The 15,400-nt window shown below is 35.3% G+C and carries 9 protein-coding genes; 5 read left to right on the forward strand and 4 right to left on the reverse strand.

Annotation, left to right across the window (positions count from 1 at the left end; translation table 11 throughout):
• The first annotated feature begins 384 nt into the window (after positions 1 to 384).
• The gene (gene cypD, locus M1D66_RS11435) at positions 385 to 3,582 is read left to right on the forward strand and encodes a bifunctional P-450/NADPH--P450 reductase (RefSeq protein WP_242555140.1); all 3,198 of its coding nucleotides are present in this window, start codon (positions 385 to 387) and stop codon (positions 3,580 to 3,582) included.
• A gap of 211 nt (positions 3,583 to 3,793) precedes the next feature.
• On the opposite strand, the gene M1D66_RS11440 is transcribed toward cypD, so the two are convergent.
• The gene (locus M1D66_RS11440) at positions 3,794 to 5,905 is read right to left on the reverse strand and encodes a TerD family protein (RefSeq protein WP_242555141.1); all 2,112 of its coding nucleotides are present in this window, start codon (positions 5,903 to 5,905) and stop codon (positions 3,794 to 3,796) included.
• 672 nt (positions 5,906 to 6,577) lie between these two features.
• Here M1D66_RS11440 and M1D66_RS11445 point away from each other — a divergent pair.
• On the forward strand, positions 6,578 to 7,006 hold the full coding sequence (locus tag M1D66_RS11445) for a DUF5412 domain-containing protein (protein WP_016122830.1): 429 nt from the start codon (positions 6,578 to 6,580) through the stop codon (positions 7,004 to 7,006).
• Between the two features lie 321 nt (positions 7,007 to 7,327).
• On the opposite strand, the gene M1D66_RS11450 is transcribed toward M1D66_RS11445, so the two are convergent.
• From M1D66_RS11450 to M1D66_RS11460, 3 genes are all read right to left on the reverse strand, one after another.
• Positions 7,328 to 9,115, reverse strand: coding sequence for a response regulator (locus M1D66_RS11450; RefSeq protein ID WP_242555142.1), 1,788 nt, complete (start codon positions 9,113 to 9,115; stop codon positions 7,328 to 7,330).
• Between the two features lie 115 nt (positions 9,116 to 9,230).
• The gene (locus M1D66_RS11455) at positions 9,231 to 9,809 is read right to left on the reverse strand and encodes a sensor domain-containing protein (protein WP_242555143.1); all 579 of its coding nucleotides are present in this window, start codon (positions 9,807 to 9,809) and stop codon (positions 9,231 to 9,233) included.
• A gap of 349 nt (positions 9,810 to 10,158) precedes the next feature.
• A complete protein-coding gene (locus tag M1D66_RS11460; RefSeq protein WP_001036230.1) occupies positions 10,159 to 11,496 on the reverse strand; it encodes an erythromycin esterase family protein in 1,338 nt (445 codons plus the stop codon).
• Positions 11,497 to 11,854: 358 nt separating this feature from the next.
• Here M1D66_RS11460 and M1D66_RS11465 point away from each other — a divergent pair, with 358 nt between their 5' ends.
• From M1D66_RS11465 to M1D66_RS11475, 3 genes are all read left to right on the forward strand, one after another.
• On the forward strand, positions 11,855 to 12,733 hold the full coding sequence (locus M1D66_RS11465) for a CPBP family glutamic-type intramembrane protease (RefSeq protein ID WP_242555196.1): 879 nt from the start codon (positions 11,855 to 11,857) through the stop codon (positions 12,731 to 12,733).
• A gap of 634 nt (positions 12,734 to 13,367) precedes the next feature.
• Complete coding sequence (locus M1D66_RS11470; protein ID WP_479831927.1) at positions 13,368 to 14,813, forward strand: L,D-transpeptidase family protein; 1,446 nt, start codon at positions 13,368 to 13,370, stop codon at positions 14,811 to 14,813.
• Positions 14,814 to 15,159: 346 nt separating this feature from the next.
• Positions 15,160 to 15,375, forward strand: coding sequence for a hypothetical protein (locus tag M1D66_RS11475; protein WP_001104104.1), 216 nt, complete (start codon positions 15,160 to 15,162; stop codon positions 15,373 to 15,375).
• Positions 15,376 to 15,400: the final 25 nt, after the last annotated feature.

The raw sequence follows: 15,400 nt of genomic DNA on the forward strand, positions 1-15,400 counted from the left end.
AACAAGGTATACTTGCTTATCGTATTGGTTTAACTAAACTACTGATTTTTCGAATACTACAATCTTAAGCTCGTCACCTTCTTTATTTTGGAGTGTTTTAGAAGAAAATGAATTAAAATGATTGTTTTATAAACAAATACAAGAGATGAGATCCGTTTGCAATTTCTCATAAACATTATAATTTTAGATTATCTTTTAACACCAACATTAAAAGGGTCCAACTATATTTATTCGCTTCATTTTAATTTAGTATTTTTCTACAAGTTATAAATCTAATTGCCAAGCTTATACGTAATATCATAATCATGAATAGTTAGGGAAAAGATAAAATAAGGTAATCAATTACATATCTTTATTTCATGCTTTTTTGAAAGGGTGTTTTTAATGGAAAAAAAAGTATCTACTATTCCTCAGCCGAAAACATATGGACCGCTGGGTAATCTCCCATTAATCGATAAAGATAAACCGACCCTATCCTTTATCAAGATAGCGGAAGAGTATGGTCCCATTTTTCAAATTCAAACTTTAAGTGATACCATCATTGTCGTTTCTGGACATGAATTGGTAGCAGAAGTTTGTGACGAAACACGTTTCGATAAAAGTATAGAGGGTGCTTTAGCAAAAGTTCGTGCCTTTGCTGGAGACGGATTATTTACTAGCGAGACTCACGAGCCTAACTGGAAAAAAGCTCATAATATTTTGATGCCTACATTCAGCCAACGGGCAATGAAAGATTACCATGCCATGATGGTCGATATTGCTGTACAACTCGTTCAAAAATGGGCACGGCTTAATCCGAATGAAAACGTAGATGTTCCGGAGGATATGACTCGTCTTACGTTAGATACAATTGGTCTATGTGGTTTTAATTACCGATTCAATAGCTTTTATCGTGAGACCCCTCATCCTTTTATTACTAGCATGACCCGTGCTCTAGATGAGGCGATGCACCAATTACAGAGGCTGGATATAGAAGACAAACTCATGTGGAGAACGAAACGTCAATTTCAGCATGATATTCAATCTATGTTTTCTTTAGTAGATAATATTATTGCTGAACGTAAAAGTAGTGGAGATCAGGAAGAAAATGATTTACTTTCCCGTATGTTAAATGTGAAGGATCCGGAAACTGGTGAAAAATTAGATGATGAAAATATTCGTTTTCAAATTATTACCTTTTTAATAGCTGGACATGAGACAACAAGTGGATTGTTATCTTTTGCGATTTACTTTTTATTAAAGAATCCGGATAAGTTGAAAAAAGCCTATGAAGAAGTAGACCGTGTTTTGACAGATCCTACTCCAACATACGAACAAGTTATGAAACTGAAGTATATACGGATGATTTTAAATGAATCGCTACGTCTATGGCCTACCGCTCCAGCATTCAGTCTCTATGCAAAAGAAGATACAGTGATTGGTGGGAAATACCCAATTAAGAAAGGAGAAGATCGTATTTCTGTTCTTATTCCACAGCTACATAGGGATAAAGATGCATGGGGAGACAATGTGGAAGAATTCCAACCTGAACGATTTGAAGAGCTGGATAAGGTTCCTCATCATGCTTATAAGCCATTTGGAAATGGCCAGAGAGCATGTATCGGTATGCAATTTGCACTTCATGAAGCCACTCTTGTAATGGGAATGCTTCTTCAACATTTTGAATTAATCGATTATCAAAACTATCAGCTGGACGTAAAACAAACATTAACGCTAAAGCCCGGTGATTTTAAGATTAGGATTCTACCCCGAAAACAAACTATTAGCCATCCTACTGTTCTTGCACCTACAGAGGACAAGCTGAAAAACGATGAAATTAAGCAGCACGTCCAGAAGACACCTTCTATTATTGGGGCCGATAATCTTTCACTTCTTGTCCTGTATGGCTCGGATACAGGTGTAGCAGAAGGTATTGCAAGAGAATTAGCAGATACAGCTAGTTTAGAAGGAGTTCAAACGGAAGTGGTAGCTCTTAACGATCGAATTGGAAGTTTGCCAAAAGAAGGAGCGGTACTTATTGTGACTTCTTCTTATAATGGAAAACCGCCAAGTAATGCAGGGCAGTTTGTGCAATGGTTGGAGGAACTAAAACCAGATGAGCTAAAAGGGGTTCAATACGCAGTTTTTGGTTGTGGAGATCATAATTGGGCTAGTACCTACCAACGGATTCCAAGATACATTGATGAGCAGATGGCTCAAAAAGGAGCAACAAGATTTTCTAAACGCGGAGAAGCAGATGCAAGTGGTGATTTCGAGGAACAGCTCGAGCAATGGAAACAAAGCATGTGGTCTGATGCGATGAAGGCATTTGGATTGGAACTAAACAAAAATATGGAAAAAGAGCGCAGTACTTTGAGTCTGCAATTTGTTAGTCGTCTTGGAGGATCTCCTCTTGCACGAACATATGAAGCAGTGTATGCATCTATACTAGAAAATCGTGAACTCCAATCATCCAGCAGTGATAGAAGTACACGACATATCGAGGTATCCTTGCCAGAAGGTGCTACATATAAAGAAGGAGACCACCTTGGAGTGTTGCCAGTTAATAGCGAGAAAAATATCAACCGAATTTTAAAACGTTTTGGATTAAATGGGAAGGATCAAGTTATACTGAGTGCAAGTGGACGAAGTATAAATCACATACCTTTAGACAGTCCTGTTAGTTTATTGGACCTTCTTAGTTATAGTGTTGAAGTTCAAGAAGCAGCCACTCGAGCACAAATACGAGAAATGGTAACATTCACAGCATGTCCTCCTCATAAAAAAGAATTGGAAGCATTATTAGAAGAAGGAGTTTATCATGAACAAATATTAAAGAAACGGATTTCAATGTTGGACCTTCTTGAAAAGTATGAGGCTTGTGAAATCCGATTTGAACGCTTTTTAGAACTTCTCCCTGCGCTCAAACCGCGTTACTATTCTATTTCAAGCTCTCCACTCGTTGCACACAATCGTCTGAGCATTACGGTCGGTGTTGTTAATGCACCTGCATGGAGTGGGGAAGGGACATATGAAGGAGTCGCTTCTAATTACTTAGCTCAGCGTCATAATAAAGATGAGATTATTTGTTTCATTCGAACGCCACAATCAAACTTTGAATTACCTAAAGATCCAGAAACACCAATTATTATGGTTGGGCCAGGTACTGGAATTGCACCATTCCGTGGATTCTTGCAAGCGCGTCGTGTTCAAAAGCAAAAAGGTATGAACTTAGGACAAGCGCATCTATATTTTGGTTGTCGTCATCCTGAAAAAGATTATCTTTATCGTACAGAACTAGAAAATGATGAAAGAGATGGATTAATCTCTTTACACACAGCTTTTTCTCGTTTAGAGGGACATCCAAAAACATATGTACAGCATTTAATAAAACAAGATAGAATCAATTTAATTTCGTTATTAGATAATGGAGCTCATCTTTATATATGTGGTGATGGAAGTAAAATGGCTCCGGATGTAGAAGATACCCTTTGTCAAGCATATCAAGAAATTCATGAAGTCAGTGAACAAGAAGCAAGAAATTGGTTGGATCGTGTGCAAGATGAAGGGCGATATGGAAAAGATGTTTGGGCTGGTATATGAATGTTTCTTAATTAGATACATATTAACTAATGAACTTCTTTCGAATAAATTTCACTTTATTAGTATAGTGTATTTAGATGAATAGTGATTAACCAGATTATTTAGTATCTACTAAATAAAAAACAGGACCTGATATACATCTATCAGGTCCTGTTTCACATAGACATTATACATCGATATTTTCCACACATTATCAATGTTTGTAATGTAGTTAGCCTTTTGAGTCAGCTATAAAATCAGATATTATTTTTTCGATATCGAAAGGAGTAATCCCTTTATTCAAAGAGAAAATAGTTTCTGCTTCTTCGATGTCTTGAACGAGTTCACCTCTAGCTTCAATATGTAATCGGAACAAGTCATATAAATTCGGTTTAACTAAAGTAGTTAAAGCCTTTCCAACTAGTATCATACCTTTTTGATTAGCTTCGATGGTATTATCATAAGTTAGATCTCTTGTAAGAGACAAATCTGTCCAAATCAATTTTCGTTCCTTTAAGTCTAAAATAACTGGAATAGAGATTTGGGTGTCGGCAGTAATATCCACTTTATCTTGAACAGTAGAAGGTTCAAATATTTCACCTGAACCAGGATATTGACGAACCATCCAACCAGTAAAGCATTCTGGTAAATCTTTATATGGTTGGTCTGTGTAAGAAAGCAAAGTCATAACTACATAGCGTCCACCATATTTCAGCACAGACGGAATATCGAAATCAATGAATTCAGATGCCCCCTTTGGTGCAGAAGTAATATCTCCGCTATGGTAGGCTTTGAAATTTTTTGAACGTAAGTTCGTGAAGGATACATGTTCTTTGTATTGCCAATCTTCGTCGTACATTGCAGCAGACAAATCAATGTCAACACGTCCTGTATGTTGTCCATTCACATAGCCTTCTTTCCACCATAGGAAAAAACGAATCGTATCTCCTTCTGGCAAATCTACTTTACTTCCTCGAGATAATGTGCGAAGCGCTTTGCTGGCTGAACGTTGAGAGAAGGGAACTAAGTGATTTTTTAACTGTTCATCCAAAAATACTTTTCCGAGACTTGGAAGTTCTGCGAAGCGATTTTTTAAAGTATCTTCACACATTTTTACAATCATTAAACAAATATCCTCTGAGATAAATGGAAGTGTATTTTCAACACCTATAGCTTTTGCTACATTTCCCTTTGGAAAAAAGGTGCGAAATTCATTTTTATCATTTCGATGCTTAAAATGAGCCGTGAGTTGAAGTAATACAGGAGTAGAAACATTTCCTATTATACTTAGAAACTCTTCGAGAATATTGAAAACATCTGTTGATGTATCACTACATAAACGGATTAAATGATCCAAGCGTCTGGCAAATTCCCCCGGGCGAGTTTTTAAAAGATTTTTCGCTGTCATGATATCACGATTCAACAAAGCTGCTTCTATTTTTCCATTAAATGTTTCAACTTTAATGTTGTTGCGAAGAATCTCAAATGCTCGGTGGGTTTTTGGGAAACGAGTATGATATTCTGCTGGATGAAGAATTTCACCTAAACGAATCCAACGTTTTTTGTATCGAATCATATCTTCGGTAATGTTTCCGCATTGCTCTAACAATCCTAAAAGGAAGCGTCTTTCTACTCGGTTAAACTTCTTGAATCGAACGGAGGATGCTAAACTCACATCACCTTCAGATAAAGCAACTGCAAGGCGAAGAACATCAGTTGCTGTTTTAAAATACTTTGCAGCAGCATCGGCTGATATTTTTCTGTTTATTAATAAAACCCCAATTATAAAAGACATATTTTCCTTATGAGGAATTACATTAGGTAGAAAACATGAAACATCTTCAGTGTGTGTAATAGCCCATTCTACATCTGTCTTATCAGTTGAGGAAATAGAGCTGTTTGCACGAATCAATTGAGAAATCATTTGATTAAAATCTTCTTCACTTCCTAAGTCAATAACTTTCAAATCAACGCTATCTAAAAGAGGAAGTCGTTCTTCTACTTTTGATACAGGTAGGCACAACGTCACATAATGAATAACGGCATTGATGTATAAATCAGCGTCACTTAAATCCATCATTTGTTGCGGAAAGTTTGGATACATAGGAGTAAACTGAATATGTGCACCAACCATTTCTTTTAAATGTTTTACCAACTCTTTGTAAAACGATGTGAATGCATCAACCGAAAGTGTTTGCAACTCTTCTATTAAAGGCTCGGAAAAAGTAAATCCTAAACTTTCCAAGTTTTTTAAAACAGTGGCTAAATAAATGTTCGGTAGTTTATTTTCTTTTCTTTTTATAATTACTTTCAAACTTCTTCTTATGTAAATAGAATTTTTCATGAGAACGCCGATTATTCACTCCTTATAAAAGAGGGGAATAGTCCGACTGTCCTCCTTTCAGTGGTAGATTTTTATTTTTACATGCATAAACACACTAATTGTAGAGAAATGCACTGAGGGTATAAAGCTATTTTTTAGTGAAAAATTAGGGGTATAACATTTAGGTGTTAAGTGGTAATTTGTTAATTAAGAAAAGAAAACCTCTACATCAATGGTTGATAAACTAAAGTTTATTCAGGACCAAAGAAGAAAGAGGTTTTATAGTCTAATTATTTTCATAGGAAATTGACAACTCTAAAACAATTTGAAATTTCTACAAAGAAGGAAGAATTGTCATAGCCTATGTGTTTAGCAGGAAAGTAACATCCCTATTTCGCCAAAGAAGTTAGAAGGAAGGAACGTCATAGCCTGCTTTATTAGTATATTCTCTTGCGAAGAGCAATTCAAGTATACTGTCTGATTTTTTATATTTTTCTTAAAGGGGAATTGTCATGTTTATCCCGCATTGACGGGTAGCCCGATTGGTGAGGGGGATTAAAGTTTCACTTTATAAATAGGGAGATCATCACATGCCCTTTTTATAATACTATTAAGGGAGGATTTTTATTTTTGATATATTATACCATTTATTTAATGGTATAATATGGTATGTGTTCTATGGAATGGAGTTGAATGAGTATTATAAATACAAAAGGTGAAATTAAAAAAACAAAAAGAAAAGTATTACTAACTATACTTACTATGTTAGTAATTATAATTGGATTTGGATATTGGAAACTTTTTAGTTTGCAAGGCGTTCCAAAAGGGGAATTAATTCGAACAGTGGAATCTCCAGATGGAAAATATCTCATCAAGACTTATTTTCATAATGCAGGATCATTAAGTGCGGATGCTGTTAGGGGTGAATTAGTTAACCTTGATACAGATTCAGAGAAAAATATATATTGGAATTATCCAGATACCGATCCATATATTGAATGGGTAAATAAGAATATTGTTAGAATTGGAGATCAAACTTTAGATATTTCACAGAAAGAAACCTATGATTGGCGTGATGATGATAAGCACGTTAAAGAAATGCCTAAACAGTTTAGTAGATAAAACAAGAAAATTTAAATGTATTTAATCTTATTCGTTTAACTATAGATAGGATTATATGAGTGAAAAAGTCCATTTAGATCTTCTAAATGGACTTTTTTAGGTTTCTAGATACGACTACTGATAAAAATGGAACAAACTTGTTACTTAGGTTGTCTATTAATTATACGCATAAAACAGGAGTTCATGATAGTTCGCTCATTTTATCCCGCTATTTGCCCGTAAAAGTCCGACTGATGAGGGCTGATTAAAGTTTCACTTTATCCTTTACTGTATCTTGTAACTACATTTTGCCTTGCTGTAGAGAAACAAAAAACATTTTTCTTATTCAATAATTCCAATTTCTAGAGCCTTTTGAACAGCTTCTTCTTTGTTACGGACTCCTAGCTTTGTATAAGCTGTGGAAGCATAATTTCTGACCGTACCATTCGATAAATATAACCTTGATGCTATGGTAGTGTATCGAAGTCCCTTTGCTACTAGCTGCAATATTTCTATCTCCCTAGCTGTTAGCTCATAAGCGGTTGCTTTTGATTGTGGTGTCTCTTTTGGCGCATCAAACTTCTCAAATATTTTGTGAGACATTCCCTGATCAATCAGTGTCCCACCTTTGTGAATAAGTCGGATCGTATTAGCTAGCTCCAATGTTTCAATAGATTTGAGTAAAAAACCATCCGCACCGTTGCGAAGCGATTCCAACGCCTGTTCGGTATCCTGAAAAGTTGTAAAAATCAATATGCGGATATGTGGCCATTGTTGCTTAATCTTTTTGGTTGCTTCGACTCCATCCATGTGTTGCATATCTAAATCCATAAGTATAACATGAGGTTGAAGGCGCCCACACAAATCGATGGCTTCATTGCCATCCTCGGCCAAACCGACTACATTTAAATCTTCATATCTATCGAGTAGTGTCCTCAAACTTTCCCGAACAAACGGCTGGTCGTCTACAATTAACAAACGAATAAGTCCATCTTTTATTTCAGTTTGTCGCGGTATGGTACATGTAACAAGCATTCCTTCATCTGGCTTTGTATATACAGACAATTGACCTTGCAAATTCATTGCTCGTTCTTTCATCGTATTCATACCGAAGCCTTCTTGCCATTCTACATTTCCTTTTCCATTATCTTGAACTTCTAATCTCGTATATTGTTGTTCAAACTGCAATGAAACTATAATTTCAGTTCCCTGACCATGACGTACTGCATTCGTAAGGGACTCTTGTAAGCAACGAATGAACGCTATCTTCGTTTGCCGAGACAATTCATATTCCTCTCCGTATGTCCGAAAACTTACATTAACCAGAGCGTGCTCCTGAAATTCGGCTCCAAGATTTTGGAGAGATTGAATTAAGGAAGGCGATTGACACGGAGACTCCATTTGATGTAGGTAACCTCTCACGTCCTCGATGCTTTTACGTCCCATTTCAAGCAGAGAATCTAGCCTCTGTATACCCATTTCAGTAGCAAGTTCGGTGCGCAACGTTTCCATCCCCATAATAATAGAAGTATAAGCGTGACCAACTGTATCATGAAGCTCACTCGACAGTCTGTTTCGTTCTTCCGCCAGTGTAATGCGTTCAATCTGAGACATATATTGCTCAAGTACCGCGTTTTGTTTACGAATTGATTCATTTTGTTTATGATTGACGATTAATAAATGAAAAGCGAAGCCCATTACATATGCGAATCCATAATAGGTGACCATAATCCAATAGCTATTACTTGGCGCAACCGCATAGAAAATTCCAGTTGTTATAAAAACCGTTATTGGAGCTGTCCAATAATAGGACAAATGCTTACTATTCGCAGCAATTAGAAACACCGATATAAGAAATGTGTTGTAAGCTTCTGGAAATAATAAGGTTAAATATATACATAGTCCACCATATAGCAGTATTTCTGTGAACAAATAATATTTATAATTGAATAGTAAGGCTACCCATGGAACAGAGAAGGCAATAATTTCCCAAAGAATAATAATCCAAAGTGGTAATGTTAAACCATCCTGAAAATTTAATGTAGCTAGAATGATAGACACACTAGCAAGTAGGCGTACCCCTAACATAATCCAATCATACCAAAACCAATACTTAACCATATCTAACAAGTCCTTTACCCCCTAAATAGCCTACCATTTTACTTCCTATATAATAATTTAATCCTTCCTGCCTTATTATACTTTTTAATTTAAAACTACGATACTACTCACAGACTGCAAACTTCTATTGATTTAGTTGCCGAATCATACTACGTGTATAGCCCCCAATTTTCTTTGTCAAACCATCGACTATTCTAATACTTATGGCGGTAAATACTATACCCATAAACATTACAAAGAGTGACTTGGCAAAAGTATCTATTTGTATAAATATAATATTCATATCGATGTATCGATACAGTAGTGGTGCCAACAGGAACATAAGTGGCATTACATAAAAAATGATTGCACTAATGAGACTGAAAATGCCAATCACAAATTTCTGCATTAACCAATAGACAGCACACCAAGTGCGACGATCTGTAAGCGCTAATTTCACCTGAGCCCAGTTCGATGTATCCATTGTTATACTTCTATCGTAGGAGTCTGTTGAAATATCTGTATAAATTTTCGTCTGTATGCGCTCGAATTGGATAAAGGGTGTGGTAGTCTGTAGTACGCGCATAATTAATGGAATCCCAACAACAGTAAATGAAAGGGTTAAACTAAATAGCAGAGCTATTAGGTAAAAACAAAAATAAAACAATCCTGTGCCGAAAGTTAGCAATAAAAAATAACCATTATGGATGAATCTTGATTTCATAAAGTTCATCGCTCCTATCTGTGTAATAACCGAATCATACTGCTTTTTTTGTCATTCTCACTAGTGTAAAAGTGTCATATGACAGTTCTAAATGATGTTAAAAAGGGGAGAGCAGCTTACTTCTGGTTAAAAAAGATGCTTTTATCCCGCTATTTACTGGGCAGTAAGACTCCCACCTCAAAATTCAGCGTTAGGTGGGGGGGGGCGGGCTGCCGGTAAACGCACGATTGGTGAAGGCTAATAATCAGTGGGGGATGAACAAAAACCTGCTGATTAAAGTTTCACTTTATTACTCCTCCACAAAGCAATCCCGTTCTTACATCTGCAAGAACGGGATTGCTTTGTACTTTTATTTAATATGAGATGGACTTGTTTTTCGAATATGAAAAATAATATCAAATTGCTCAAGCAATGAAGTATCAAAATACACCGAACTGTTCGGGAGGATTTGTCCCCCTATACTTAGTAATGGTCTTTTTGCTTTAACCCATTTTTCTGCTTGTCCTTTAAGGTGACGGTTATCCAATAAAAACATTTTATATGGCACTTTTCCGAGAGTATAATTGAAACTTTTTACATCTTGTGGAATAGTGTCGGTTGTAATCTTACCTCCAGTGGAAGGATCATATTCGCTGTATAAGGTAAAATTCCCCTCCGTAGTTGTACTACCAATTGTGACATAATTATTGTCTAAACGTTCCTTCAAAAACTGCCCCGCAACATAAGGGTATAATTTCTCATCGATAATTCCTTTAGCTATATGAATATTGTGTGCCCATACCATCGTTTTACCACCAAATGTCTCTTGTGCCCACATTGCATGATCGGCCAAGTATTGTTCATGTAGTTTTATTATACTTGGATAGTCGTTAGGGAGTAGCATTGTGGTAAATTTCTCTATTGCACTTGCCGTTGCTTTCGCCCAGATGTACTCGGATGGAATTATTTCTGTGTTGGCTTGTTCATTCTCATCTTTTAGTAATCGGGCTACTCTCTCAGCGTTTGCTTTAAACTTCTCTTTCCTTTCAGGAGCAAGTTTCATATATTCCTGTATACTTCCAGTAAAAGAAGACAATTCTTTATAATTTTCTTCTACTTCTGCCAGCAAATCTGGTCGATGCAGCCTTACATAATCAATTACTTTATTAAAGCTACCTTGGTCCAACGCCTTTAAGTCGAGCCCAATAAATTGGATCTTTTTTTTATTGGATGGATCAGCATTATAATCTTTCATCCACTCAATCATGGCTATAATTTCATCAGTAGGATATAACAATTTTAAAAATTCCCTAGGGTTTCCTTTTCCTGTTTGGATATATTCATTTAGTTTTAAGCCGTTTCCCCAATCTTCTTCCATTGCAAAATTCGTAAAACCCATTTCAGTAACCAAATATTTCACAAGGCGAAACTTCATAGTAAAAATTTCAGAGCTTCCATGAGTATTCTCTCCTAATCCTACATATTGCGCGTTCCCAATCATTTTCTTAAGTGGTTTTAAATCTTCAAATGGTTTTGACGGCTCTATCGTTTTTAATGGGTTAGCCTGTGATTGTATTGATTTAACTATATTTTTTTGGACTGATTGACCTGAATTTTCGACTGCTACAGTTTGAGCGTTTCCTACTTCCGCGCATCCTGTGACTAATAAAGCTGTACTAACCATTGCAATCATTCTTTTCTTATTCATTTTTGCCCACCTCAATTGAATTATTTTTATAAACAAGATTGATTCATGTACTTGCACGAATCAATTGCCTTAATTTAATTGTTATTTATTCCATATCATATTTTCTAGTTACATATTGTCATAAGATTAATTGACACAAGTCATAGGTTAATCATTACACTTTTGTATTATCGGCTATGACAGTTTATAAATAATAATTAAATTGTTGAATCGCAAGTAAGACTAGATTATGAATTTGGGAGGGATTTTAAAGATGAATGATCTGTATGTCAAAATATTTTTATTCTAAGTTGTAGCTGTTGAAATGACAGGAAGTAAATTTGATAAACAAATGAATAAAGGGGAAGGGCGGATTACAATGTTATTACACGCAAAATCGTTCCACAATAAAGATAAAATCCATCGTGCTAAAATAGGACTTCAACTTTTTCTAAGTATCTTAACTATTACTTCTATTATCCTAAATGTACTAGTAATGATTACTAAAAGTATGCCGCTTATTGTGGTATATATGTTTACCCCGGCATTTTCTTCTATTTTGACTCGCATAATATTGAAAGAAGGGTTTAAAGATGTATCTTTTAGTCTCGGTAACTTAAAGATATGGAAGGGGATTGGTTTTGCTCTGCTAATACCTATGATTATTTGTGGAATTACTTATTCTATCGCCTGGTTGAGCGGAATTGCGAGGTTTCAGCCCCCGCAAGGTGGTATGCTAGAACCTATTTACAATATACTTGGATTTCAGTATCTACCGATACCATTAAGTTTCATTTTTATAGTAGTATTGAGCGGAGTTTTAGGTAGCTTGCTTAACTTAATTCCAGTTATGGGAGAAGAAATGGGTTGGCGAGGTTATATGCTTACAAGACTAATCGATGCAAAGTTTTCACGCCCAATCCTTATTAGCGGATTGATTTGGGCAACGTGGCATGTTCCAATTGTTATTGCTGGTCTATATGTAGAGGGAACATCGGCCCTACTTTCAGTACTTGGCATCTATTTTTGTATTGTGCCATTCAGTTATATTACAGCTTATTTACGACTTATCACAGGTAGCGTTTGGCCTTCGGTTATCATTCATACTACTTGGAATGCCATTATTCAAGGACCTTTCGCACGTGCAAGTACAGGAGATCAAACTGAGATTTGGATTGGAGAATCTGGTTTGATAACCGCTATTATTATCTTGGCTACTGCAATAATTATGTCTCGAATCGTAAATTTTACTAAATAGCATACGGATGTGTTTTAAATTCAATTAGTGTAATATGACGAAGCTGAAATAAGATGCTCCTAAAAATATTAGAAAAAATCTAGTTGAACGGACTCTTACTTAATCTTAGGCTGCTGGACATGTGGTGATATCCCATCGTCATCAAGCTAAGAAAATAAACTAGGTTGCCATAAAAAACATAATGTTTTCATTTAAAGGCTTGGAGATGAAATTTTATCATCTTCATCACGTTTGACCTTCAGGAAATAAAAAGTTAAACGATTATACAAATACTCTAACTGAAAAAACGATAGTCCTTCTATCAAAAATATAGAAGGACTATCGTTTATTTTTTTGACAAACTTAGGGGGTGATGTTCATAAAAATGGATAATATAATTCGTATTTTACGTAAAGAGAAAAAGTTTTCCAAAGAAGGTTTAGCTAATTTCCTTGGTGTAACGGTTGATTGAAATTTCACTTTATTACTTGTAAGTGACTGTTCAATGCATCGTACTATTAAAAAATCTAAATTTAATCATTAAATTGCGATAAAATGTGGTCGGAAATAATGAAATTTTAGGAAAAATAAGGTACACTAGTTTATGATTTTAGTTGAAAATCGTTTGACGTTAATGCATACGGGGGAAAGATTGATGAACAACAATACAACAAATGAATCAGTTGAAGAAATTGATCAAAAACGAGTAAGATCAAAAAAACGTTATACAAATTGGAAGTTTATCGCAGTGGGTATTGGTGTAATTGCACTTCTTATTGGGGGAATGAGTTATTATCAGGCAACTCACTTCAATTCGAATGTTACAATTAATGACACAAAAGTTGGTGGTCTGAGCGCTGATCAGGCAATACAGAAATTAAAGACATCTGGACTAGCAAACAAAGTCTATGTTGATCAACAACAAATTTTAGATGAAAAAGATACAAAAACGGAACTTACGGAAAAAGATTTGCCTCAAGTTAAGAAACTATTAAAAAAACAGTGGACATTTTTCTCTTCCTCAAAGGGAGAAAATTATTCATTGCTACCAGAGAAGGCAGATCAGTATCGTAGTGAAACGATGAAAAAGCTTGTAGAAGAAAAGCTCATCTCTATGAATGAGAAATTAAAAGCGCCTCAAGATGCTATGGCGAAGCTAGAACAAGGGAAAATTGTTATTTCGAAAAGTGTGGAAGGAAAACAGTATGATGTTACTAGTCTACTGAAAGATTATGATAAGCAAAAATATAAAAGCGAAATTCATCTGAAGTCTGCATACATAAAACCTATTAAAGAAGACGATCCGATTGTCAAAAAAGAGGAGAAAGCACTACAGAATCTTCTTGGGCAGTCTGTTGAGTATAAAGTGCAGGATGAAGTTTATCCTTTAAAAGCGAAAGATTTAATTCAAAATGCCTCTATGTCAAAGGATATGAAAGTTACAATTGATGCGAGTGACATTAAGAAGAAAATTACTGAAATTAATAATGCCAAATCAACATTAAATAAAGATTTCTCATTTAAAACTCATTCCGGTTCAGTCATATCAGTAAAAGGACAAGGCTACGGCTGGGCACTAGATGTTGAAAAAGAAACTAAACAAGTTCAACAAGCCTTTGAGAAAGGTGAAAAATCGCTTTCTGCTTCTAATATTCACGGAAATGGTTGGGAGAAGGAAGGTATCGGTTATAAAACAACATCGAATAATGGCATCGGAGACACGTATGCAGAAGTTTCAATTGCAGAGCAACAAATTTGGATTTACAAAGATGGAAAATTAGTTGTTACAACAAATGTAGTAACTGGTAAACATAGTACTGGTGAAGATACATCACCAGGTGTGTGGTACGTCCTATACAAACGAACACCATATACGCTAAGAGGAAGCGCAGTAGGGAAAGCTGATTATGCGGTTAAAGTAGATTACTGGGTTCCATTCACCAATAGCGGTCAAGGATTCCACGATGCCGGCTGGCGAAAAGACTGGGGAAATAATGCTTATTTAACAGGAGGATCAGGTGGATGTGTGAACCTTCTTCCTAATGTTGCAAAAACTGTATATGATAGTTTGAACACGTATGATCCAGTTATCGTGTACTAAAAAATAGCTACGTATCAAGAAATAAACAAAACAGGAAATCTTACCTGATGGTATATGAAAAAACACCTCTTGCATTCGCATACTAAGTGTGCAAATGTAATGGAGGTGTTTTTGTTTGAATACAAAAGTGTATTGTTAATAAGAAACAAAGTAGGAAGAGATTAAGAATAAGTATTCAAATAGTCAATAAAATTGACAATGAATATCATTTTCACTTAATATAGAATCGTTGCATTTAATTAGACATGAATTTTTTGTTAATATAATAGAGTTCTATTAAGTTGTCACATTTAAGAACTATCATTAAATCTTTTAAGAATTTAAACGTAGGAAAGGGTAATATAAAATGAACTGGAAAAAAGGCGGGTTATGGGTTATTATTTTTTTCGTTGTAAAAGGCACGATTTCTACACTTTTAATCGTTACAGGTGCTAAATATTTTGATTTATCATTTATGCAACTTATCTTATTAATTCTGACCTTATTAGTGATTTCTCTAATAAGTCGAAAATTGCTGTATAGACATAAACAAAATAAAAAGCAAAAAGAGCTAAATATATAATGAAGCCCCAGAGACCGTTGGATTT

Source organism: Bacillus sp. PK6-16, from assembly GCF_056530295.1.